This window comes from Streptomyces sp. NPDC003720 (assembly GCF_042875075.1).
In the GTDB taxonomy this organism is placed as follows: Bacteria; Actinomycetota; Actinomycetes; order Streptomycetales; family Streptomycetaceae; genus Streptomyces.
Map to the genome: position 1 here is coordinate 201,426 of NZ_JBIANZ010000002.1, position 19,615 is coordinate 221,040.

Consider the following 19,615-nt stretch of genomic DNA (forward strand, 5'->3'; position numbering starts at 1 on the left):
GCGGGAGGATGATCGGCGTGGCAGCCAGACCGAGGATCAAGGACGTGGCGGAGTACGCCGGGGTCTCACCCAAGACCGTCTCCAACGTGATCAACAACTTCGAGCACGTCTCGGAGCGGACCAGGACCGCCGTCCAGGAGGCCATCGACGCCCTGGGCTACCGGGTCAACATCGCGGGACGCCAGCTCCGCCAGGGCCGTACCGGAATGATCACGCTGGCCGTCCCGGAGCTGGACGTCGCCTACTTCGCCGAGCTGGCCAAGCACGTGACGGCCGAGGCGGACCGCCGCGGGCGCACCGTGCTGCTCCACCAGACCGGGGGAGTGCGGGAGCGAGAACTGGCCGCGCTGCACGGCTTCGACGCGCAGTTCTCCGACGGCGTCGTGCTCAGCCCGCTGTCCCTGCTGCCGCGCGACCTCGCCACCCGCGACCGGAGACTGCCCGTCGTCCTGCTCGGCGAGCGCTCCGCCGCCGGCACCACCGACCACGTGGGCATCGACAACGTCGCCGCCGCCCGCGAGGCCACCGGGCACCTGCTCTCCCGGGGACGCCGGCGCATCGCGGTGATCGGCGGCTCGGTCCGGGGCCGGCAGGGCACCGACCGGCTGCGCACCGACGGCTACCGCGAGGCGCTGGCCGCCGCCGGACTGCCCTTCGCCGAGGACCTCGTGGTGCCGGTGCGGGCGTTCCACTGGCAGGACGGCGCCCGCGCGGCCGCCGCGCTGCTGGACCGGCCCGCGCCCCCGGACGCCCTGCTCTGCCTCAACGACCACCTGGCGCTGGGCGCGCTGCGCGCCCTGCACGAGGCGGGCCGTTCGGTGCCCGGCGACCTCGACGTCATGGGCTTCGACGACATCGAGGCCTCCCGCTTCAGCGTCCCCTCCCTGACGACCGTCGCCCCGGACAAGGAGGAGATCGCCCGCAGCGCCGTCTCCCTCCTGCTGGACCGCATCGACGACCCGGAGTCCGGCTCCCCGGAGGACCGGGTCGCCGGGCACCGGGTGATCGTGCGCGAGAGCACCGGGGGCTGAGGCCGCGCCGCTGGGACGGGCGGGGACGCCCGGAGGGCACGCGCGCCTCTGCGTCGCCCACGGGGACGTGAACTCGTGAGCCGTGGGCCCCGGCAGGACCCGCGGGCCCTCGGACCGGCGCGTCCCGCGGGCTCGGCGTGTCCGACGGGCCCGGTGCGACCACCGGATCCTCGGACAGGCATGACGCGCAGGCCTGGCGTGTCCCGGGGCCCCGGCATCTGCGGGGCCTTGGACTGGAGTGTCCCGCAAGGCCGGGTGTTCGCCGGGCCCGGCGTGTCGTGTCCGGCGGGCCCGCCGTGCCCCGAACGCCCTTGCTCTACCTGCGGGTCTCGGGCCCGTCCCGAACCGCGGGGTGGCCGGCCCGAACCGCGAGCCCGGCTGAGCTGCGGGCCCTGCGACCGGTTGTCACGCGGGCTCGGCAGGCCCGGCTGATCCGCGTCCCTGGCATGACGTGCCATCGGCGTGTCGCGCGGGCCTGCGTGTTCGACGGGCCTGGCGTGCCGTGCCGGGCCCGGCTGGTCCGCGGCCCCGGCATGACCCGTAGGCCCACGAGCCCGGTCGGAGTTCACGGGCGCGCGGGCCTACGGGGGACCGGTCCGGGCCCGACGTGCCGGGAGGCCGGGGGAGCCGCCGGCGGCGTCGGGTCCGTAGTTCACAGCACCCGGCGCCGGCGTCCCAGCCAGGTCTGGGCGATGACGACCACCGCCAGGAAGGCGCCGCTCACCACCTGCTGGTAGGCCGAGTCCAGGGAGCCGATCTGGTTGATGACGTTCTGGATGACCTTCAGCAGCGCCACGCCGACGAGCGAGCCGCTGATGAACCCGAACCCGCCGGTCAGCAGCGTGCCGCCGATGACCACCGCCGAGATCGCCTCCAGTTCCATGCCCGAACCGAGGATCGTCACCCCCGACAGCAGCCACGCCGCGTTCAGCGCGCCCGCGAGGCCCGCGCACAGGCCGGACACCGTGTAGACGGCGACCTTGGTGCGGGCCACCGGTGCGCCCATCAGCGCCGCCGCGTCCTCGTTGCCGCCGACCGCGTACACGTACTGGCCGAAGCGCGTGCGCCGCAGCACCGACGCGCCCAGCACGAACAGCGCCAGCGTGATCCACACCGGCACGCCGACGCCCAGCAGCGAACCCTGCCCGAGCCGGGTGAAGAACGCGCCCTTGTCCACGAGGTACGTCCGCGAACCCTCGTCGGTCAGTGCCAGCAGGACACCGCGCGCCCCGAGCATGGACGCCAGGGTCACGATGAACGGGGCCAGCCCCGAGCGTGCGATCAGCAGCCCGTTGAGCAGTCCGACGAGCCCGCACACCGCGAGCGGCAGCAGCAGCGCCACCGCGGTGCCGTACTGCGACCCCCACGCCGCGAGCACCCCGCCGAGGGCGAACAGCGAGCCCACCGACAGGTCGATGCCGCCGGTGACGATCACGAAGGTCATGCCGAGCGCGACGACGGCGAGGAACGCCGACGACAGCGCCATGTTCTCCAGGTTGTCACCGGTCAGGAAGGTGTCGAAGCTCAGCGATGCGACGGCCATCGCGAGCACCAGGGTGACCAGCGCGCCGTGCTGCTGGGCGAGCGCGCTCAGCCGTTCGGAACGGCTCGCGCCCGGCGGGTCGTCGCCGGCCCGGTCGATGGGGGTCTCTTTCCGCATGGTGGCTTCCCCGGCGTCCGTCGTCATCGCTTCCCCCGTTCGCGTGCCGCGTAGACGGCACCGACGATCACCACGGCCTGCGCGATCTGCGTCCACGACGGAGGCAGGTCGTGCTTGACGAGCGTGGTGGTGAGCAGTTGGATCAGTACGGCGCCCGCGACCGTGCCGCCGATGCGGACCCGGCCGCCGCTGAGCGGGGTGCCGCCGACGACCACCGCGGTGATGGCGGACAGTTCCATCAGGGTGCCCAGCGAGGTCGGGTCGCTCGCGGCGAGCCGGGCGGTCGCCAGCACGCCCGCGATCGCGGCCAGCGCGCCGGAGCACACGTACACCACGACCAGCACCCGGCGCACTGGCAGTCCCGCGAGACGGGCGGCGGGCCGGCTGTCGCCGACGGCCAGCAACTGCCGGCCGAAGGTGGAGCGCCGGACGACGAACGCCACGAGCAGTGCCAGCGCCGCCGCGATCAGCACCAGATGGGGGACGCCGAGCACGTCCCCGGAGCCGAGGGACGCGAGGCCGGGGTCGTGGACGTCCTTGAGCTGGGGGAGCAGCACCAGGGCGAGGCCCCGGGCGGCGACCATCAGCGCGAGGGTCGCGACGATCGGCTGCACCCCGACGAAGGCGACCAGCGCCCCGCTCGCGAGGCCGGCCGCCATACCGCCGACGACCGCGATCAGCGTGGCGATCCAGGGCCCGTACCCGAGGTACAGCGACAGCAGCGAGGTGGACAGCGCCATCACGGAGCCCACCGACAGGTCGACGCCCTCGGTGCCGATGGCGAGCGCCATGCCGAGGGCCACGATCAGCACGGGCGCGACCTGCACGGCCTGGGTGCGGAAGTTCTCCGCGGAGGCGAAGTGCGGGGTGAAGAGGAAGTTGAACAGCAGCAGGACCACCACGCCGCCGTAGACGCCGTAGTCCTGCAGCAGCCGCAGCGTCCGGTCCCGGTCCACCGTGCCCCGGGCGAGGCTGAGTTCAGTCATCGTGTCCTCCGGCCGGTACGGCGGCGATCGCGCGCATCAGCTCGTCCTCGGTGACGGCGTCGCCGGTCAGCTCGCGCACTACCGCCCCGTCCTTGAGGACGATCACGCGGTCGCTGCCCTCGATCAGTTCCTCGGTGTCGGAGGAGATCAGCAGCACCGCCAGCCCGTCGCCGGCCAGTTCGTCGACGAGTGCCTGCACCTCCGCCTTGGCGCCCACGTCGATGCCCCGGGTCGGCTCGTCCAGCAGCAGCACCTTGGGGTGCAGGGCGAGCCACCGGGCGAGCAGCACCTTCTGCTGGTTGCCGCCGGACAGTTCGCCCACCTTCTGGTGCGGTCCCGCCGCCTTGATGCGCAGCCGCTTCATGAAGGTGTCGACGATCCGGTCGACGCGCGCGTCGTCGACCAGGCCGAACCGGGAGAGTCCCGGCAGTGCGGCGAGCGCGATGTTCTCGCGCACCGACAGACCGGGCACGATGCCCTCAGTCTTGCGGTCCTCGGGGAGCAGGCTGATGCCGGCCCGGATCGCCGCCGCGGTGGAGCCGCCGCGCACCGGCTCGCCGGCCACCACGACCCTCCCGCCGTCGACGGGCAGGGCGCCCGCGATGGCCTTCGCGGTCTCGCTGCGTCCCGAGCCGAGCAGCCCGCCGAGCCCGACCACCTCGCCCGGCCGCAGGGACACCGAGACGCCGTCCAGCTGATGACGGATGGTCAGGTCGTGCGCTTCCAGCACCGGCTGGGCCGCGGTGTCGTGGGAGCCGGTGAACTTGGTGAGCCCTTCAGCGCGCACCTCGCCGATCTCCCGCCCGAGCATGAGGGCGACCAGCCGCAGCCGGTCCAGCTCGGCCAGCCGGCCGGTGTGCACCACCCGGCCGTCCCGCAGCACGGTGACCGCGTCGCAGATCTCGTACAGCTCGTCCATGCGGTGACTGACGTAGATCACCGCGATGCCCCGCTCCCGCAGCGTGCGGATCACCCCGAACAGCGTGCGCACCTCGCGGGGTTCCAGCGAGGAGGTGGGCTCGTCCATGATCACGACCCGGGCGTCGATCGCCACCGCGCGGGCCAGCGCCACCATCTGCTGCGCCCCGACGCCCAGTTCACGCAGCGGACGGCGGACGTCGACCCGGATGCCCATGCCGCGCAGGGTGTCCTCCGCGTCCCGGTGCATCCGGCGGAAATCGATCAGGCCCAGCCGGCCGCGCGGCTCGCGGCCGAGGAAGAGGTTGCGGGCCACGCTCATCAGCGGGACGAGGTTGACCTCCTGGTAGATGGTGGAGATCCCCGCCTGCTGCGCCTGGAGCGGCGTGGCGAAGCGGACCGCGGAGCCGTCGTAGGACATCTCGCCGGCGTCGGGCTGGTACACGCCGGTGAGCACCTTGATCAGGGTCGACTTGCCCGCGCCGTTCTCGCCCACCAGGGCGTGCACCTCCCCGGCGCGCGCGGTGAAGTCCACCTCGGACAACGCCCGTACGCCGGGGAAGGTCTTGCACAGTCCGGTGACCTGGAGCATCTCAGAAGGCCTTGCCCAGGTCGGACTCGGCGTTGGCCTCGGTGTACGAGCTGTCCTGGATGACGATGTCCTGGGCGACCTTCCGGCCCTGGGTGAAAGTGTCCAGCGTCTGGAAGGCCAGCGGCCCGAAGCGAGGGTTGGACTCGATCACGCCGGAGATCCAGCCGTCCACGATGCCCTGCACGGCGTTGCGGGTGCCGTCGATGGTCACGACCTTCACGTCACCGGGCTTCTTGCCCGCGCTCTTGAGGGCGTTGACCGCGCCGAGACCCATCTCGTCGTTCTCGGCGTAGATGCCCTTGATCCCCGGCTTGGACTGGATCAGGTTCTCGGTGACCGACTGGCCCTTCTCCCGGGCGAATTCGGCGGTCTGCCGGAACACGATCCTCAGGCCCGGGGCCTTCTCCTTGACGCGGTCCTCGAAGCCCTTGGTGCGCTCGGTGGTGACGTTGTTGCCGGCCGCGCCGAGCAGGATCGCGATCTCGCCCTTGCCGCCGGTCGCGGCGATCATCTGGTCGGCCGCCCGCTTGCCCTGCTCGACGAAGTCGGAGCCGATGAAACTCACGTAGTCCTTGCAGGCGGTGGCGTTGATCTTGCGGTCGACCGTGACGATCGGGATGTGCTTGGCGGCCGCCGTGCGCAGCACGGGCTCCCAGCCGTCCGAGTTGAGCGGCGCGATGACCAGGAGGTCGGCGCCCTTGGCGATGAGGTCCTGGACGTCGCTGATCTGCTTGGAGAACTGCGACTGGGCGTTGGCGGTGAGCAGTTCGACGCCCCGCTTCCGGGCCTCGGCCTTGATGGAGGCGGTCTCCGCGATCCGGAAGGGGTTGGCCTCCTTCTCGGACTGGGAGAACCCGACGGTGGCGGACTTCAGGTCCAGCTTCCTGCCGCCGTAGGCGTCGATGGCGCAGGTCGGTCCGGAACCGCCGCTCGGCGAGGCGACGACCTGGCCGGCGTCCTTGTCCTGCGAGGCGGCCTTGTCACCGCCGGAGTCGTCCTCGGACTTGGCGCATCCGGTCATGAGGGCCAGGCTCGTGACGAGTCCGGCGGCGATGAGGGTCCGCGTGCAGGTGCGACGCAGTGGTGCTGTGGGCTTCATGGGAGTCCCCAAACGGCGCGGCCCCGGCGCGCCGTCGGCGCTCACGGGGGGTAGGACGGCTTGCGGTCAACTCGGCGTGCACGTCGTTCAGGGGAGGTTTTTACATCGTTGGAAGAGCGCTGTAAACCCTCCCGTCCGAAATCCCGGCCGAGCGCGCGGGGCCCCGCCTCACCGCCGCCCCAGCGTGCTCTCGCGCTCCACCAGCCGGAATTCGGCCACGAGTTCACGTCCTCCGGGCTCCTCGCGCCCCGACAGACTCCGCAGCAGCGAGGCCACCGCCATCCGTGCGATGGCCTGCTTGTCCGGGGCGATCGTGGTGAGCGACACCGCGCCGAAACGGCCCTCGGCGATGTCGTCGAAGCCGACCACGGCGACGTCCCACGGCACTCGCAGACCCCGCTCGTGCAGCACCCGCATGGCACCGATCGCGATGAGGTCGTTCAGCGCGAACACCGCGTCGGGCCGCACGCCCGAGTCGAGCAACTCGGCCATGGCCCGGGCGCCGTCGTCGCGGTCCCAGCCGCCGACCGGCACCACCAGGTCGTCCGGCGCCGGCACCCCGGCCGCCGCCAACTCCTGCCGCCAGCCGACGAGTCGCAGGTGGGCCGGGCGGTTCGCGGAGTCCGTGCGGGCGCCCAGGTAGGCGATCCGGGTGCGGCCCCGGCCCAGCAGATGGCGCACCGCGGCCCGGGCGGCGGCCACGTTGTCGATGGCGATGTGGTCGTGCGGCGCGTCGTACTCGCGCTCGCCGAGCAGCACCAGCGGGACGTCGTCGGACCGCCCCTGCAGGTCCTCGGCCTCCAGTTCCAGCGGGCTGAGGATGAGCCCGTCGATCACCCTCGCCCGGAAGCCCTGGCTGACCAGCACCTCCTGCTCGCGCTTGCCGCGGGTGTGGTCCAGCAGCACGGTGAAGTCGTGCTCGGCCGCCGCGTCGACCACGGCGCCCGCCAGTTCGGCGAAGTACGGGTTGCCCAGCTCCGGCACGGCCAGAGCGATGATGCCCGTGCGGCCCTTGCGGAGATGCCGGGCCGTCAGGTTCGGCCGGTAGCCGAGCTCGTCGATGGCCTGCTGCACCCGGGACCGCATCGCCGGTGTGACGTGCGGATAGTTGTTCACGACGTTGGACACGGTCTTGATCGAGACGCCGGCCCGCTCGGCCACGTCCTTCAGGCTGACCCGCAAAGGGATCTCCTCGGCATCGATGGGAGCTCCGAAGGGCGGAGCCATGTCATGACTCTGGACAGCGGCCGGGAGCCGTGCTCTCATGCCAACTGCCGTGCTTCCAACGTTGTACAGACTGAAGCAGTGAGCCGCCACCCTTCCTCAGGCATAGGGAGTTCCGTGCGCATCAGATCACTCCGACATCGCCTCTCACTCCTCCTCGCGGCCGCCCTCGGCGTGGCCGGACTGACCGCGGCGCCCAGCGCCACCGCGGCGGACGACCCCGTCGAGGTCCACGGACTCAAGGGCGAGTACTACACCCAGTCCGCCCCCGGCGCCTTCGACTTCGACCAGCTCAAGGCCACCGGCTTCGACCCGAAGCTCGACTTCGACTCCCTGGAGTCCCGCCTGAACTCGGCCACCGGCCGGTCGGACGACGTCAGCGTCCGCTGGACCGGCCGGATCGTGCCCGAGAAGACCGGCGCCACCACCTTCTCGATCATCGGCGACAACGGATTCCGCCTCTGGGTCGACGGCAGAATGGTCATCGACCACTGGGTCGACGACTGGGACCGCGAACAGACGGGTGCTCCGGTCGAGTTGACCGCCGGCAAGGCGTACGACATCAAGGTCGAGTACTTCGAGCACTACGGAGGCTCCAACCTCCACCTGCGCTGGACGCCGCCGGGCGGCACCAAGACCGCCGTACCGCAGTCGGCGTTCCTGCTGCCCGAGGGCTACGCCTACGACGGCGCCATCGCCACCACCGTCCTGAAGGACGGCCGCTCCCTGCGGCTCGACTTCGCCCAGGCGCTGGCCAAGCCCACCGCCGCGCTGACCAGCCACCTCGACGCCGTCATCGGCGGCGCCAGCTGGCCGCTCGGCGGCGCCCGGCTGGACCCCGCCGACCCCAGGGCCCTGCTGGTCTCCCTGAAGGAGCCCGTCGTCGGCGACAAGTCCGGCACCGCGCCCGGACTCGCGGACGTCCGCTACGACGGCGAGGGCGGACTCGCAGGCCAGGACGGCAACGTTGTCAGCGCCTTCTGGAGCAGCGGCGCCAACCACTCCACCTACGAGCTGCGCACCAAGTGGGCCGACGACGTCACCCCGGCCAACGCGCACCGCGAGTACCCCAGGCCGCAGTTGACCCGCGACGCCTGGCGGAACCTCAACGGCAGCTGGCAGTTCGCCGCGGCCAAGGCGGGGGAGCAGCCGCCGGTGGGCCGCACCCTCGGTGAGCGGATACTGGTCCCGTACCCCGTCGAGTCCCAGCTCTCGGGCATCGAACGGCACGAGGACCGCATGTGGTACCGGCGCACCTTCACCGTCCCCGCGGGCTGGAAGGTAGGCGGCCACAAGCGGCTCCAGCTCAACTTCGGCGCCGTCGACTGGCAGGCCGAGGTCTACGTCAACGGCACCGAGGTCGCCGAACACAAGGGCGGTTACGACAAGTTCAGCGCCGACATCACCGACGCCCTCAAGCCCGGCCGCACCCAGGAACTGATCGTCGGCGTCTACGACCCGACGGACGCGGCCGGCGGCGAGAACCCGCCGATGGGCAAGCAGCGCCTGGACCCGAGCGGCATCTGGTACACCCCGTCCTCCGGCATCTGGCAGACCGTGTGGTTGGAACCCGTCGCCGCCGACCACGTCGACCAGCTCAAGCTGACCCCGCACGCCGACACCGGCACGCTCACCGTCGAGCCGCAGGGCGTGCGCGACGGCGTACCGGTGACCGCGACCGCATACGACGGCAAGCGCCGGGTGGCCACGGTCACCGGCAGCACCGGCCGGGCGCTCACCCTGAAGATCCCGAAGGCCCACCTGTGGTCGCCGGACGACCCGTTCCTCTACGACCTCAAGGTCAAGGTCGGCGACGACCGGGTGGGCAGCTACTTCGGGATGCGCTCCATCGCGGTGGAGAAGGTGAACGGCGTGCCGCGCACCGTCCTCAACGGCAAGCCGGTCTTCATGATGGCCACCCTCGACCAGGGCTTCTGGCCCGACGGCCTGCACACCGCGCCCAGCGACGAGGCCCTGGCCTACGACCTGAAGATGCACAAGCGGATGGGCTTCAACTCCGTCCGCAAGCACATCAAGGTCGAACCCGACCGCTGGTTCTACTGGGCCGACCGGCTCGGCCTGCTGGTGTGGCAGGACATGCCCGCCATGACGGCCGGGGTGAACCCGTCGACCGCGGCCCGCGCCGAGTACGAGCGCGAGATGAAGCAGATGATCGACGAGCACATCAGCAGCCCGTCGGTGGTCATGTGGGTGGTCTTCAACGAGGGCTGGGGCCAGTACGACATCGGCCGCGTCGCCTCCCAGGCCAAGTCCTGGGACCCCACCCGCCTGGTGAACAACATGTCCGGCCTCAACCTGGGCGCGGACGGCGGGGCCGGCGACATCATGGACGAGCACGGCTATCCGAGCCCGGCCCTGCCACCGCACCCGGACGGGCAGCGCGCCCTGGTCGCGGGTGAGTACGGCGGCCTCGGCCTCGCGGTGCCGGGCCACGCCTGGTCGGTGCAGCAGTCGTACGTGGACGTCGACCCCAGCACGTACACCGACGACTACCTGAAGAAGCTCGACGAGGTGCACGCGCTGGCCTGCAAGGGCGGCAACGGCGCCGTCTACACGCAGATCTCGGACGTCGAGGGCGAGCTCAACGGCCTGATGACGTACGACCGCAAGGTGACCAAGCCCGACGTGCGGCGACTCAAGGCGGCCCAGGACGCGTTGATCGACGACGCGTCCCGGGCGGCCGTGGCGGGCTGCGCCTGACCCGGAGCCGCGGCGGCCGTCGCCTCCCAGCGAGCCGCCGCGGCGCCTTACGGGGGCGCCTTGAGTGACCGTCCCCGGCCCGGGCCGTCCACCGCGTCGACGGTGGACGGCCCGGGCCGGACCCGTCCGGCGACGAACGGGCGATTCCGTGAGTCTGTGTAGGCGTTCAGGGGGCAGACGGGGCAGGGAAGGCACTTCCCAGGAGAGGAATCCCCCATGCTCGGCATAGGCGCGGCAGTACTGTTCTTCATCTCGTTCCTGATCAACGCGGCGGACATCAGCACCAACGACACGTTCTCCTCGGTCAACGTCATGCTGCTGGGTCTGACCCTGCTGGCGCTGCACGTGGCGGGCATCGGCTCCGGCTGGTCCCGCAGACGCTGAAGTCCGCGTGCAGGAACGGCCGGTGACGTCCCGTCACCGGCCGCTCCGCGTTCTCAGGGCCGCCGCCCCCAGGCCATCAGCATGCCCGGGCCCAGTTCGGCGAACCGGGGCGAGGCCAGGTAGGCCAGTGCCTCGTCGACGACGGCGCCGTCCACCCGTCCGGTCGCCTCGAGTTCGGGCCGCATCCGGTTCCACGTGTCCGACCAGAAACGGGCCAGGGGGCTGCCCGCCACCAGCGGCGGGCAGAGGAGTTCCGCGGCGACGTCGCACAGCCCCTCCTCCCGCAGGAATCGCGGATAGGCGGGAACGGACGAGGTGTCGGTGCCGATCGTCGTCCTGAGCGCCTGCCACATGGCGTCCATGACCCGCCGGTAGGCCGACGACGTGTCCAGCGGGTCCGGCACCTCGACGGCGTCGGCGAGCACCAGCAGGCCGCCGGGATTCAGCCAGCCCGCGAGCCGCGAGATGATGTCGCGCCGGCCGGGCAGGTGCATGAGCACGAACCGGGCGTGGATGAGGTCGAAGGTGCCGGGCCGCAGGGCGTCGTCCGTGAGGTCGGCGGTCAGTACCCGGACCCGCGGGTCCTTCAGGGCGTCCAGGCCGCTGGTGTCCCGGTCCAGCGCGACGACCTCCGCCGCCCCGGGTTCCTCCAGCAGCCAGCGGGTCACCGTGCCGGTGCCGGCCCCGACGTCCAGGCAGCGGCTGCCGTGCTCCACGCCGAGCGCCCGGAGCCTGCCGGTGGTGAAGGGGTCGTACGCGAGAGCGGCCGCGTCGATCCGCTCGGATTCCCCGGGATGCTTCGGCTCGAAGAGGTCCTCTCCGTAGTGGCCCTCGCCGGCCGGGCCGCCGGGCGCGGGCGAACCGGCCGTCATCGGGCCTCCCAGAGGCCGGCCGCACCGGTCCCGTGCGCGACGCCGTGGGCCCGGGGCGGAGGGGCCGGCGCTCCGGCGGGGAGGGTGGCGAGCGGCATGCGCCGAGCGTCCGCCACGGTGTCCCGGCTGTCAATCGACACACCTGCGGGAAGGCCGGACGTACCGCCGGACGGCGGCGCCGGTACGCCGGTCGGGCCGCCTGAGCCCGCCCCGTCCCCGTACGCCCTCCGCGGGTCCCGGGCCGGGGAATATCCCGGGCCGGTGTGACCTTAGGCTGGACGAACGTACAAGCAGCAGGGCGAGGGAGCGACCGATGACTGTGGGAACCCAGCGAGCCGTACTGGCAGGCGGTTGTTTCTGGGGCATGCAGGACCTGATCCGCAAGCAGCCCGGCGTCGTGTCCACGCGCGTCGGCTACTCCGGCGGCGACACCCCGAACGCCACCTACCGGAACCACGGCGACCACGCCGAGGCCATCGAGATCGTCTTCGATCCGGCGGCCACGAGCTACCGCGACATCCTGGAGTTCTTCTTCCAGATCCACGACCCGACCACGCGCGACCGCCAGGGCAACGACATCGGGCGCAGCTACCGGTCCGCGATCTACTACGCGGACGAGGAGCAGCACCGCGTCGCGGTGGACACGATCGCCGACGTCGAGGCGAGCGGGCTGTGGCCGGGCAAGGTGGTCACCGAGGTGGAGCCCGTCGGTGACTTCTGGGAGGCCGAGCCGGAGCACCAGGACTACCTGGAGCGCTACCCGAACGGCTACACCTGCCACTTCCCGCGCCCCGACTGGAAGCTGCCGCGCAGGGCCTCCTCCACGGCGAACTGAACGGCGAAGGGCCCGGAGCGGGAAGCTCCGGGCCCTTCGTGCCGCGCGAGGGAGCCGACCGGGGTCCCCGAGGGATCCGGCCCGGATCCGGCGTCCACCGGCCGGTAGCCCCGGCACCGGAGGTGCGGCCGCACCGCCGGGGGTGGCTGCGGGAGGCGCTGGGGGAGTCGAGGGCCGTGACGACGGGCGCCTGGCCGGCGGCCCCCGCTGGTGACGCGGGCGCCGGGGGCCGGCGGCCGCGTGCATCGGCCTCAGAACGCCGGCCGCACCTCTCCCACCTCCCGGCCGCCGCCCAGCAGGGGCGAGCGGCCCACACGGTCGACCACGGGCGCCGTGACACCGGCCAGGCGCAGGGCGCGGGCGAGGACCGGCCCCAGCGCCCGGCCGCCGCCGTCCTCGATCTTCAGGGCCAGGGCGCGTCCGTCGGGCAGGGCGAGCCCCTGGACGGCTTCCGCGCCCACCTTCGCCAGGGTGCCCGGCAACTCCCGCATCAGCCAGGTGTCGTGGCGGCGGGTGCCGGCGACGTACTCGGGGTGGGCGCGCATGGCGTCGGCGACCCGGCGCACGGGCGTACCGGGTTCGGCGAGGACGCAGGAGCGGAAGGCGCGGGCCAGTCCGGTCAGGCTGACCGCCATGAGCGGCGCCCCGCAGCCGTCCGTGCCCACCGCAGCCACCGGCTCCCCGGCCGCCTCCTCCACCGCCGTCCGGATCAGCCGCTGGAGCGGGTGTCCGGGGTCGAGGTAGGACTCCAGCGGCCATCCGCGCAGCGCGGACGCCGCGAGCATCGCCGTGTGCTTGCCGGAGCAGTTCATGGCCACCGGATCGCGACGCGCGCCCGCGGCCAGGTACCTCTCCTGCTCCTCCTGGTCCAGGGGGAGGGCGGGCGGGCACCGCAGGTCCTCGGGGCTCAGCCCGTGCTCGTCGAGCATCGTGCGGACCAGGTCCCGGTGGAACGCCTCGCCCGAGTGGCTGCCGGCCGCCAGGGCCAGCCGTTCGCCGTCGAGCCGCAGACCCGCCCGCAGCATGGCCGCCGCCTGCATCGGCTTGTTGGCGGACCGAGGGAAGACCGGGGACGTCACGTCGCCGAGCGCCAGTTCCACCGAGCCGTCCGCGGCGAGCAGCACCAGGCTGCCCCGGTGCCGCCCCTCGACGAATCCGGAACGGACGACCTCGGCGAGGACCGGAGCGGTGCGGGGGCCGGCTACGGCGGTGGTGGTGGCAGTGGCTGACTCGGACATGGGCGCTGACCTCCCGGACGCGGATCGGGACGGCCCGCCCGCCCGGCCCCCGGGTCCGCCGGAGCCGCCGGCCGGCCGAGCGGGTCGTCCACCTGGGCTACCGCGTCACGGTACCCGCGGGTGATCTCCGCGCCGCGGCCGCATGCGCGGCGCCCTCGAGGTCCGGTCGCGCCGCCCCGGCCGTCTCCGCGCTCTGGCCGTGGTTGCGCCGCGTCGGCTGTCTCTGTGCTCTGGCCGTGGTTGCGCCGCGTCGGCTGTCTCTGTGCTCCGGCCGTGGTTGCGCCGCGTCGGTCGTCCCCGTGCTCTGGCAGTGGCCGCGCCGCGCCTACCGGCCCTGCGCCCCGGGCGCTCCCGTGCGCAGGCCGTCCATGACGAGGTCGAGGAGGCGGGCGGCGCGTGACCGCCAGTCGTCGTCCGGGTCGAGCTGCCACAGGCCCGCGATGGCCAGCACGAAGTCGTCCGCCGTGACGCCTGGGCGGATCGTGCCGGCCTCCTCGTTGGCGCGCAGCAGCAGCTCCGCGGCGGAGGTCACCGGGGTGTGCGTCGGCTTCGCCGGGCTGCCCGGTGTGCTCGTGACCTGGCGGATCGCGCCGGCGAGGCCGGCCTTGGCCATGGCGAACTCGGCGAGCCGGTCCATCCAGGCACGCAGGGCCTCCTCGGGCGGCCGGGTCCGCAGCAGCTGGGCCGCGCTGTCGGCGACCTGCTGTATCTCGTGCCGGTAGATCTCCAGGACCAGCGCCTCGCGGTTGGGGAAGTTCCGGTAGAACGTGCCCTGGCCGACACCGGCCTTCTTGGCGATCGCGCTCAGCGGGGCGTCCGCGCAGCGCGTCAGCTCCACGAGGGCCACCTCCATGATGCGCTCACGGTTGCGCTGCGCGTCCGAGCGCCGGGGTGAGTCGTCTCTGGATGGCACTCGTCCTCCTCGCAGGTCCGTGGCCGAACCTCGCCCTTGCTAACCGGACAGCTGTCCGTTAGGTTTTCCAGGTAGCGGACAGCTGTCCGGTTGTTGCGTCCACGATAGCCGGGGCCGCGAACCCGCGGCAGTCCGCGTCCGTCCTTTCGGTCCAAGCGCCCCGCACCACGCTTCGCCCCCTGCGGCAACGGCCCGCACCACGCACGCTCCGCACCACGCTCCGACCGCCCGGCATCCCGGTCGCCGGGCGCCCCCCATCTTCTGGAAATGCGAAAGAAGCTGCTCATGGCCTCATCGACGTCCAGTGTCATCACCTTGAAGATCAACGGCGAGAAGTACACACTGCCCGTCGACCACCGCACCACCCTGCTCGACGCCCTGCGCGAGCGCCTCGATCTCACCGGCACCAAGAAGGGCTGCGACCAGGGCCAGTGCGGCGCCTGCACGGTCCTGGTGGACGGGCGCCGCACGGTGGCCTGTCTGCAGCTGGCCGTGGCGGCCGAGGGCCGCGAGATCACCACCGTCGAGGGCCTGGCCGACGGCGACCGGCTCCACCCCGTGCAGCAGGCCTTCCTCGACCTGGACGGCTTCCAGTGCGGCTACTGCACGCCGGGCCAGATCTGTTCGGCGATCGGGGTGATCCAGGAACACGCGGCGGGCTGGCCCAGCGCCGTCACCGGCGACATCAGTCCCGAAGCGGGGCCGCCACCCCTGACCGCGGAGGAGATCCGGGAGCGGATGAGCGGCAACCTGTGCCGCTGCGGCGCCTACGTGTCGATCGTCCGGGCGGTGGCCCGCGCGGCCGGCGCCGAAGCGGACACCGCCGTCTCCGCCACCCCCGCGGCGAGCACGAAGGAGGCCTCGGCATGAGGGAGTTCGGCTATCAGCGGGCGTCCGACGTCGCCGGCGCCGTCGCGGTGCTCGGCGCCGACCCGGACGCGCGCTTCCTCGGCGGCGGGACCAACCTCGTCGACCTGATGAAAACCGGTGTGGAACGGCCGGCCCGGCTCGTCGACATCCGCGAACTGCCGCTGGACGAGATCGAGTCGGCCGAGGACGGCGGCCTGCGCATCGGCGCGACCGTCACCAACGGCGACCTGGCCGCGCACCCCGCGGTCCGGCGCCGCTACCCGGTGCTGGCGCAGGCGGTGCTGGCCGGCGCGTCCGGACAGCTGCGCAACATGGCCACGGTCGGCGGGAACCTGCTGCAGCGCACCCGCTGCGGCTACTTCACCGACGTCACCAAGCCGTGCAACAAGCGCGTCCCGGGCAGCGGCTGTCCGGCCGTCCAGGGCGAGCACCACAACCACGCCATCCTCGGGGCGTCCGGCCACTGCGTCGCCGTGCACCCCTCGGACATGGGCGTCGCGCTCACCGCGCTCGACGCCGTCGTCCACTTCGAGACCGCCGACGGTCCGGGGCGGTCGCCGCTCGCCGACTTCTACCTGCCCGTCGGCGACACCCCGCACCGCGAGACCGCCCTGCCGGCCGGCGCCCTGATCACCGGCGTCTCGCTGCCGCCCGCGCCGGTCGCCGCCCACTCCCGCTACCGCAAGGTGCGCGAGCGGGCCTCGTACGCCTTCGCCATCGGCTCGGTCGCCGCCGCGCTCGACATCCGGGACGGAGTGGTCCGGGACGCGCGCCTGGCCCTGGGCGCGGTCGCCTCCCGCCCCTGGCGCGCCCACGCGGCCGAACAAGTCCTGACCGGCGCCCCGGCCGGCGCCGACACCTTCGCCGCCGCCGCGGACGCCGAACTGTCGGCAGCCCGGCCGCTGCCCCGCAACGGATACAAGGTGACCCTGATGCGCAACCTCGTGGTGGCCGTCCTGACCGAACTCGCCGAGGAGGCCGCCCGATGACCACCGTCACCACCGGCACCCCCGCGCGACCCGCCTCCGTCGGCACCGCGCACACCCGCGTCGAGGGCAGGGACAAGGTCACCGGAGCCGCCCGCTACTCGGGGGAGATCCCCTTCGCCGGCCTGGCGCACGGCTGGCTGGTGCTCTCCACGATCGCCCGCGGCCGCATCCGCGCCCTCGACACCGACGCCGTCCTGGACATGCCGGGCGTCGTCGCCGTCCTGGACCACCGCAACGCCCCGCGCCTCAACACCGACTACGTCGGCATGCTGGGCACGCCGCCGGACCCCACCTGCGCCGTCTTCCAGCACGACCGGGTGCCGCACCTGGGCTGGCCGGTCGCGCTGGTCGTCGCCGAGACGCCGGAACAGGCCAGGGAGGCCGCCGAGTCGCTCGTCGTGGACTACGAACAGGAGCCCCACGACATCGACTTCGACGGCGAGCACCCGGACGCCTACCCGGTGGACGGCTTCATGCCGGCGGTGACCGGTAAGGGCGACCTGGACGCCGAACTCGCCGCCTCCGCCCATGTCGTGGACGCCGAGTACACCACGCCCGAAGAGCACCACAGCATGATGGAGCCGCACGCGGCGACCGCCCGCTGGGACGGCGGCCGGCTCGAGGTGGTCGACTCCAACCAGGGCGCCACCTGGGTCGTCGGTGAACTCGCCAACCTCTTCTCGCTCGACCCGGCGTCGGTGCGGGTGCGCTCCGAGCACGTCGGCGGCGGCTTCGGCAGCAAGGGCGTCCGCGCCCACCAGGTCGCCGCCGTGATGGCGGCGACCGCCCTGCGGCGGCCCATGCGCGTGGTGCTGACCCGGCGTCAGATGTTCTCGCTGGCCGGCTATCGCAGCCCCACCACGCAGCACGTCCGGCTGGGCGCCGACGCGACCGGCCGGCTGCGCGCTCTCGAGCACCGCTCGGTGAGCGTCACCTCCACCGTGCACGAGTTCGTGGAACCCAGCGCCGGCGTGGCCCGGGTGATGTACGACGCCGACGCCCACCACACCGCCAACCGTGTGGTACGGCTCGACCTGCCGACCCCGACCTGGATGCGGGCCCCGGGCGAGGCGCCTGGCTCGTTCGCGCTGGAGGCGGCGCTGGACGAACTGGCCGAGCAGTGCGGCGTCGACCCGATCGAACTGCGCCTGCGCAACGAACCGGAGCGGGGGCCGGTCTCCGGGCTGCCCTTCGCCGGCCGCAGTCTGCCCGCCTGCTTCCGGGAGGGCGCCCGCAGGTTCGGCTGGGCGGACCGCGACCCGCGCCCCGGACGGCGCCGCGACGGCCGCTGGCTGCTCGGAACGGGCACGGCCGCGGCGTCCTTCGGCGCCGGCGCCGCACCGTCCACCGCCACCGCGACCGCTCACCCGGACGGCACCTTCACCGTCCGTATCGCGGCCGCAGACATCGGCACCGGAGCCCGCACCGCGCTCACCCTCGTCGCCGCGGACGCCCTGGGCGTCGCCCCCGACCGCGTCCGGGTCCGCATCGGCGACAGCGACTTCGGGCCGGCGATGATCGCCGGCGGCTCCATGGGCACCCGCTCCTGGTCCTGGGCGGTCACCACGGCCGCCGCCGAACTGCGCGAACGGCTCGCCCTGAGCGGCGACATCCCGGCGGAGGGCATCACCGTTCGCTCGGACACCACCGCGGCCGTCGGCGCCCTCGCACCCGCCGAACGGCACTCCTACGGCGCCCAGTTCGCGGAGGTCGCCGTGGACGTCGCCACCGGCGAGGTGCGCGTGCGCCGCATGCTCGGCATCTTCGCGGCCGGCCGGATCGTCAACCCACTCACGGCACGCGGCCAGTTCCTGGGCGGCATGACCTGGGGCATCTCCATGGCCCTGCACGAGGAGGCCGTCCGGGACCGCGCGAGCGGCGGCCACGTCGGGCCCGACCTCGCCGGCTACCACGTGGCCACCCACGCCGACGTGCCGCACATCGAGGCCGACTGGATCGAGGACACCGATCCCGACGACCCGGTCGGGATCAAGGGCATCGGCGAGATCGGCATCGTGGGCGCCGCGGCCGCCATCGCCAACGCGGTCTGGCACGCGACCGGCGTACGCCACCGGAACCTGCCCATCCGGCCCGACCGCGTCCTCACCGCCTCCGGAGGAGCGCCGGATGCTTGACCTGGCCGGGGAACTGAACGACTGGATGGCACAGGGGCGGGAGTTCGCCGTCGCCACCGTGGTGGCCGTCGCCGGCAGCGCGCCCCGCGGGCCCGGCGCGGCCCTGGCCGTCGACCGTGCGGGCGCCGTCATCGGCTCGGTCTCCGGCGGGTGCGTGGAGGGCGCCGTGTACGACCTGTGCCAGGAGGCGCTGGAGACCGGTGAGAGCGTCCTGGAGCGGTTCGGCTACAGCGACGAGGACGCCTTCGCCGTCGGCCTGACCTGCGGCGGCACCCTCGACGTGCTGATCACGCCGGTGGGCGCGGCGGCACCCGCCCGCACGGCGCTGGCGCCGGCCCTGGCGGCCGCGGCCCACGGCGAGCCGGCCGCGCTCGCCCGGGTCGTCCGGGGCCCGGCCGGGCTCCTCGGCCGAGCCGTGCTGGTGCGGCCCGACGGCACGTACGAGGGGGGCCTGGGCGGCCATCCGGACCTGGACCGGACGGCGGTGGCGGAGGCCGGGGCGCTGCTGGAGGCGGGGCGCACCGGCACGGTCGACATCGCCGAGGACGGCTCGCGCTGCCCCGGCGGCATCACCCTGCTGGTCGAGGCGAACGTGCCGCCCCCGCGCATGATCGTCTTCGGTGCGGTGGACTTCGCGTCCGCGCTGGCCCGGGCCGGAAAGTTCCTCGGCTACCACGTGACCGTCTGCGACGCCCGGCCCGTCTTCGCCACCCGGGCCCGCTTCCCGGACGCCGACGAGGTCGTCGTCGACTGGCCCCACCGCTATCTGCGGCGGACGGAGACCGACGCCCGCACGGTGCTGTGCGTCCTCACCCACGACGCGAAGTTCGACGTACCGCTGCTCAAGGCGGCGCTGGCGCTTCCGGTGGCGTTCGTCGGCGCGCTCGGCTCGCGCCGCACCCACGAGGACCGCCTGCGGCGGCTGCGGGAGGAGGGCGTGAGCGCCCGGGAACTGGACCGGCTGCGGTCCCCGATCGGACTCGATCTCGGCGCCCGCACCCCGGAGGAGACGGCCCTGTCGATCGCGGCGGAGATCGTCGCCGCCCGGCGCGGCGGTACGGGGGTCCCCCTGACCGGCACGGACACACCGATCCACCGCGACCGCGCGGAACACGGAGGGGCGACGGCGGCCTGAACCGGCGCCCCGG

General features: G+C 73.2%; 16 protein-coding genes. 8 read left to right on the forward strand and 8 right to left on the reverse strand.

Annotation, left to right across the window (positions count from 1 at the left end; genetic code table 11):
• The first annotated feature begins 8 nt into the window (after positions 1-8).
• Positions 9-1,031 (forward strand): LacI family DNA-binding transcriptional regulator, encoded by a 1,023-nt coding sequence (locus ACFYU0_RS06380; RefSeq protein ID WP_351666425.1) that lies wholly within the window; start codon positions 9-11, stop codon positions 1,029-1,031.
• Between the two features lie 652 nt (positions 1,032-1,683).
• Here ACFYU0_RS06380 and ACFYU0_RS06385 read toward each other — a convergent pair.
• From ACFYU0_RS06385 to ACFYU0_RS06405, 5 genes are all read right to left on the reverse strand, one after another.
• Entirely contained in the window at positions 1,684-2,691 is a 1,008-nt protein-coding gene (locus ACFYU0_RS06385) for an ABC transporter permease (protein ID WP_389298228.1), read from the reverse strand.
• A gap of 23 nt (positions 2,692-2,714) precedes the next feature.
• Positions 2,715-3,677 (reverse strand): ABC transporter permease, encoded by a 963-nt coding sequence (locus ACFYU0_RS06390; protein WP_351666427.1) that lies wholly within the window; start codon positions 3,675-3,677, stop codon positions 2,715-2,717.
• On the reverse strand, positions 3,670-5,187 hold the full coding sequence (locus ACFYU0_RS06395) for a sugar ABC transporter ATP-binding protein (RefSeq protein ID WP_389298230.1): 1,518 nt from the start codon (positions 5,185-5,187) through the stop codon (positions 3,670-3,672). Before ACFYU0_RS06395 ends, ACFYU0_RS06390 begins: the two co-directional genes overlap by 8 nt.
• A gap of 1 nt (position 5,188) precedes the next feature.
• Positions 5,189-6,286, reverse strand: a complete 1,098-nt coding sequence (locus ACFYU0_RS06400; protein WP_389298231.1) for an ABC transporter substrate-binding protein — start codon at positions 6,284-6,286, stop codon at positions 5,189-5,191.
• A gap of 168 nt (positions 6,287-6,454) precedes the next feature.
• Positions 6,455-7,468: a LacI family DNA-binding transcriptional regulator gene (locus ACFYU0_RS06405; RefSeq protein WP_351666509.1), complete on the reverse strand. Its 1,014-nt coding sequence runs from the start codon at positions 7,466-7,468 to the stop codon at positions 6,455-6,457.
• Positions 7,469-7,627: 159 nt separating this feature from the next.
• Here ACFYU0_RS06405 and ACFYU0_RS06410 point away from each other — a divergent pair, with 159 nt between their 5' ends.
• Together ACFYU0_RS06410 and ACFYU0_RS06415 are read left to right on the forward strand one after the other, a co-directional pair.
• Positions 7,628-10,231, forward strand: a complete 2,604-nt coding sequence (locus tag ACFYU0_RS06410; RefSeq protein ID WP_389298232.1) for a PA14 domain-containing protein — start codon at positions 7,628-7,630, stop codon at positions 10,229-10,231.
• Between the two features lie 216 nt (positions 10,232-10,447).
• Entirely contained in the window at positions 10,448-10,615 is a 168-nt protein-coding gene (locus ACFYU0_RS06415) for a hypothetical protein (RefSeq protein ID WP_351666431.1), read from the forward strand.
• 53 nt (positions 10,616-10,668) lie between these two features.
• Here ACFYU0_RS06415 and ACFYU0_RS06420 read toward each other — a convergent pair whose 3' ends face one another.
• Positions 10,669-11,487: a class I SAM-dependent methyltransferase gene (locus ACFYU0_RS06420; RefSeq protein WP_351666432.1), complete on the reverse strand. Its 819-nt coding sequence runs from the start codon at positions 11,485-11,487 to the stop codon at positions 10,669-10,671.
• Between the two features lie 313 nt (positions 11,488-11,800).
• Here ACFYU0_RS06420 and msrA point away from each other — a divergent pair, with 313 nt between their 5' ends.
• Positions 11,801-12,322, forward strand: coding sequence for a peptide-methionine (S)-S-oxide reductase MsrA (gene msrA, locus ACFYU0_RS06425; protein ID WP_351666433.1), 522 nt, complete (start codon positions 11,801-11,803; stop codon positions 12,320-12,322).
• A gap of 251 nt (positions 12,323-12,573) precedes the next feature.
• On the opposite strand, the gene ACFYU0_RS06430 is transcribed toward msrA, so the two are convergent.
• Together ACFYU0_RS06430 and ACFYU0_RS06435 are read right to left on the reverse strand one after the other, a co-directional pair.
• The gene (locus ACFYU0_RS06430) at positions 12,574-13,560 is read right to left on the reverse strand and encodes an asparaginase (RefSeq protein ID WP_389298235.1); all 987 of its coding nucleotides are present in this window, start codon (positions 13,558-13,560) and stop codon (positions 12,574-12,576) included.
• 325 nt (positions 13,561-13,885) lie between these two features.
• Positions 13,886-14,413: a TetR/AcrR family transcriptional regulator gene (locus tag ACFYU0_RS06435; protein WP_389298901.1), complete on the reverse strand. Its 528-nt coding sequence runs from the start codon at positions 14,411-14,413 to the stop codon at positions 13,886-13,888.
• A gap of 345 nt (positions 14,414-14,758) precedes the next feature.
• Between ACFYU0_RS06435 and ACFYU0_RS06440 the strand changes: the two genes are divergently transcribed.
• Genes ACFYU0_RS06440 through ACFYU0_RS06455 form a run of 4 tightly spaced genes read left to right on the forward strand, consistent with a single transcriptional unit; the run spans position 14,759 to position 19,602 of the window.
• On the forward strand, positions 14,759-15,343 hold the full coding sequence (locus ACFYU0_RS06440) for a 2Fe-2S iron-sulfur cluster-binding protein (protein WP_351666511.1): 585 nt from the start codon (positions 14,759-14,761) through the stop codon (positions 15,341-15,343).
• The gene (locus ACFYU0_RS06445) at positions 15,340-16,332 is read left to right on the forward strand and encodes an FAD binding domain-containing protein (protein WP_389298237.1); all 993 of its coding nucleotides are present in this window, start codon (positions 15,340-15,342) and stop codon (positions 16,330-16,332) included. The genes ACFYU0_RS06440 and ACFYU0_RS06445 overlap by 4 nt, the downstream gene beginning before the upstream one ends.
• The gene (locus ACFYU0_RS06450; protein ID WP_389298239.1) at positions 16,329-18,467 is read left to right on the forward strand and encodes a xanthine dehydrogenase family protein molybdopterin-binding subunit; all 2,139 of its coding nucleotides are present in this window, start codon (positions 16,329-16,331) and stop codon (positions 18,465-18,467) included. Before ACFYU0_RS06445 ends, ACFYU0_RS06450 begins: the two co-directional genes overlap by 4 nt.
• Positions 18,460-19,602 carry an XdhC/CoxI family protein gene (locus ACFYU0_RS06455; protein WP_351666442.1) on the forward strand — a complete coding sequence of 381 codons (1,143 nt, stop codon included), beginning with the start codon at positions 18,460-18,462 and terminating at the stop codon, positions 19,600-19,602. The genes ACFYU0_RS06450 and ACFYU0_RS06455 overlap by 8 nt, the downstream gene beginning before the upstream one ends.
• The last annotated feature ends 13 nt before the right edge of the window (positions 19,603-19,615 follow it).

Coding starts and splice junctions, on each gene's coding strand:
- msrA (WP_351666433.1), top strand. CDS start 11,801: ATGACTGTGGGAACCCAGCGAGCCGTACTGGCAGGCGGTTGTTTCTGG.
- ACFYU0_RS06455 (WP_351666442.1), top strand. CDS start 18,460: ATGCTTGACCTGGCCGGGGAACTGAACGACTGGATGGCACAGGGGCGG.
- ACFYU0_RS06400 (WP_389298231.1), bottom strand. CDS start 6,286: ATGAAGCCCACAGCACCACTGCGTCGCACCTGCACGCGGACCCTCATC.
- ACFYU0_RS06430 (WP_389298235.1), bottom strand. CDS start 13,560: ATGTCCGAGTCAGCCACTGCCACCACCACCGCCGTAGCCGGCCCCCGC.
- ACFYU0_RS06445 (WP_389298237.1), top strand. CDS start 15,340: ATGAGGGAGTTCGGCTATCAGCGGGCGTCCGACGTCGCCGGCGCCGTC.
- ACFYU0_RS06450 (WP_389298239.1), top strand. CDS start 16,329: ATGACCACCGTCACCACCGGCACCCCCGCGCGACCCGCCTCCGTCGGC.
- ACFYU0_RS06440 (WP_351666511.1), top strand. CDS start 14,759: ATGGCCTCATCGACGTCCAGTGTCATCACCTTGAAGATCAACGGCGAG.
- ACFYU0_RS06420 (WP_351666432.1), bottom strand. CDS start 11,487: ATGACGGCCGGTTCGCCCGCGCCCGGCGGCCCGGCCGGCGAGGGCCAC.
- ACFYU0_RS06415 (WP_351666431.1), top strand. CDS start 10,448: ATGCTCGGCATAGGCGCGGCAGTACTGTTCTTCATCTCGTTCCTGATC.
- ACFYU0_RS06395 (WP_389298230.1), bottom strand. CDS start 5,187: ATGCTCCAGGTCACCGGACTGTGCAAGACCTTCCCCGGCGTACGGGCG.
- ACFYU0_RS06435 (WP_389298901.1), bottom strand. CDS start 14,413: ATGGAGGTGGCCCTCGTGGAGCTGACGCGCTGCGCGGACGCCCCGCTG.
- ACFYU0_RS06385 (WP_389298228.1), bottom strand. CDS start 2,691: ATGCGGAAAGAGACCCCCATCGACCGGGCCGGCGACGACCCGCCGGGC.
- ACFYU0_RS06390 (WP_351666427.1), bottom strand. CDS start 3,677: ATGACTGAACTCAGCCTCGCCCGGGGCACGGTGGACCGGGACCGGACG.
- ACFYU0_RS06380 (WP_351666425.1), top strand. CDS start 9: ATGATCGGCGTGGCAGCCAGACCGAGGATCAAGGACGTGGCGGAGTAC.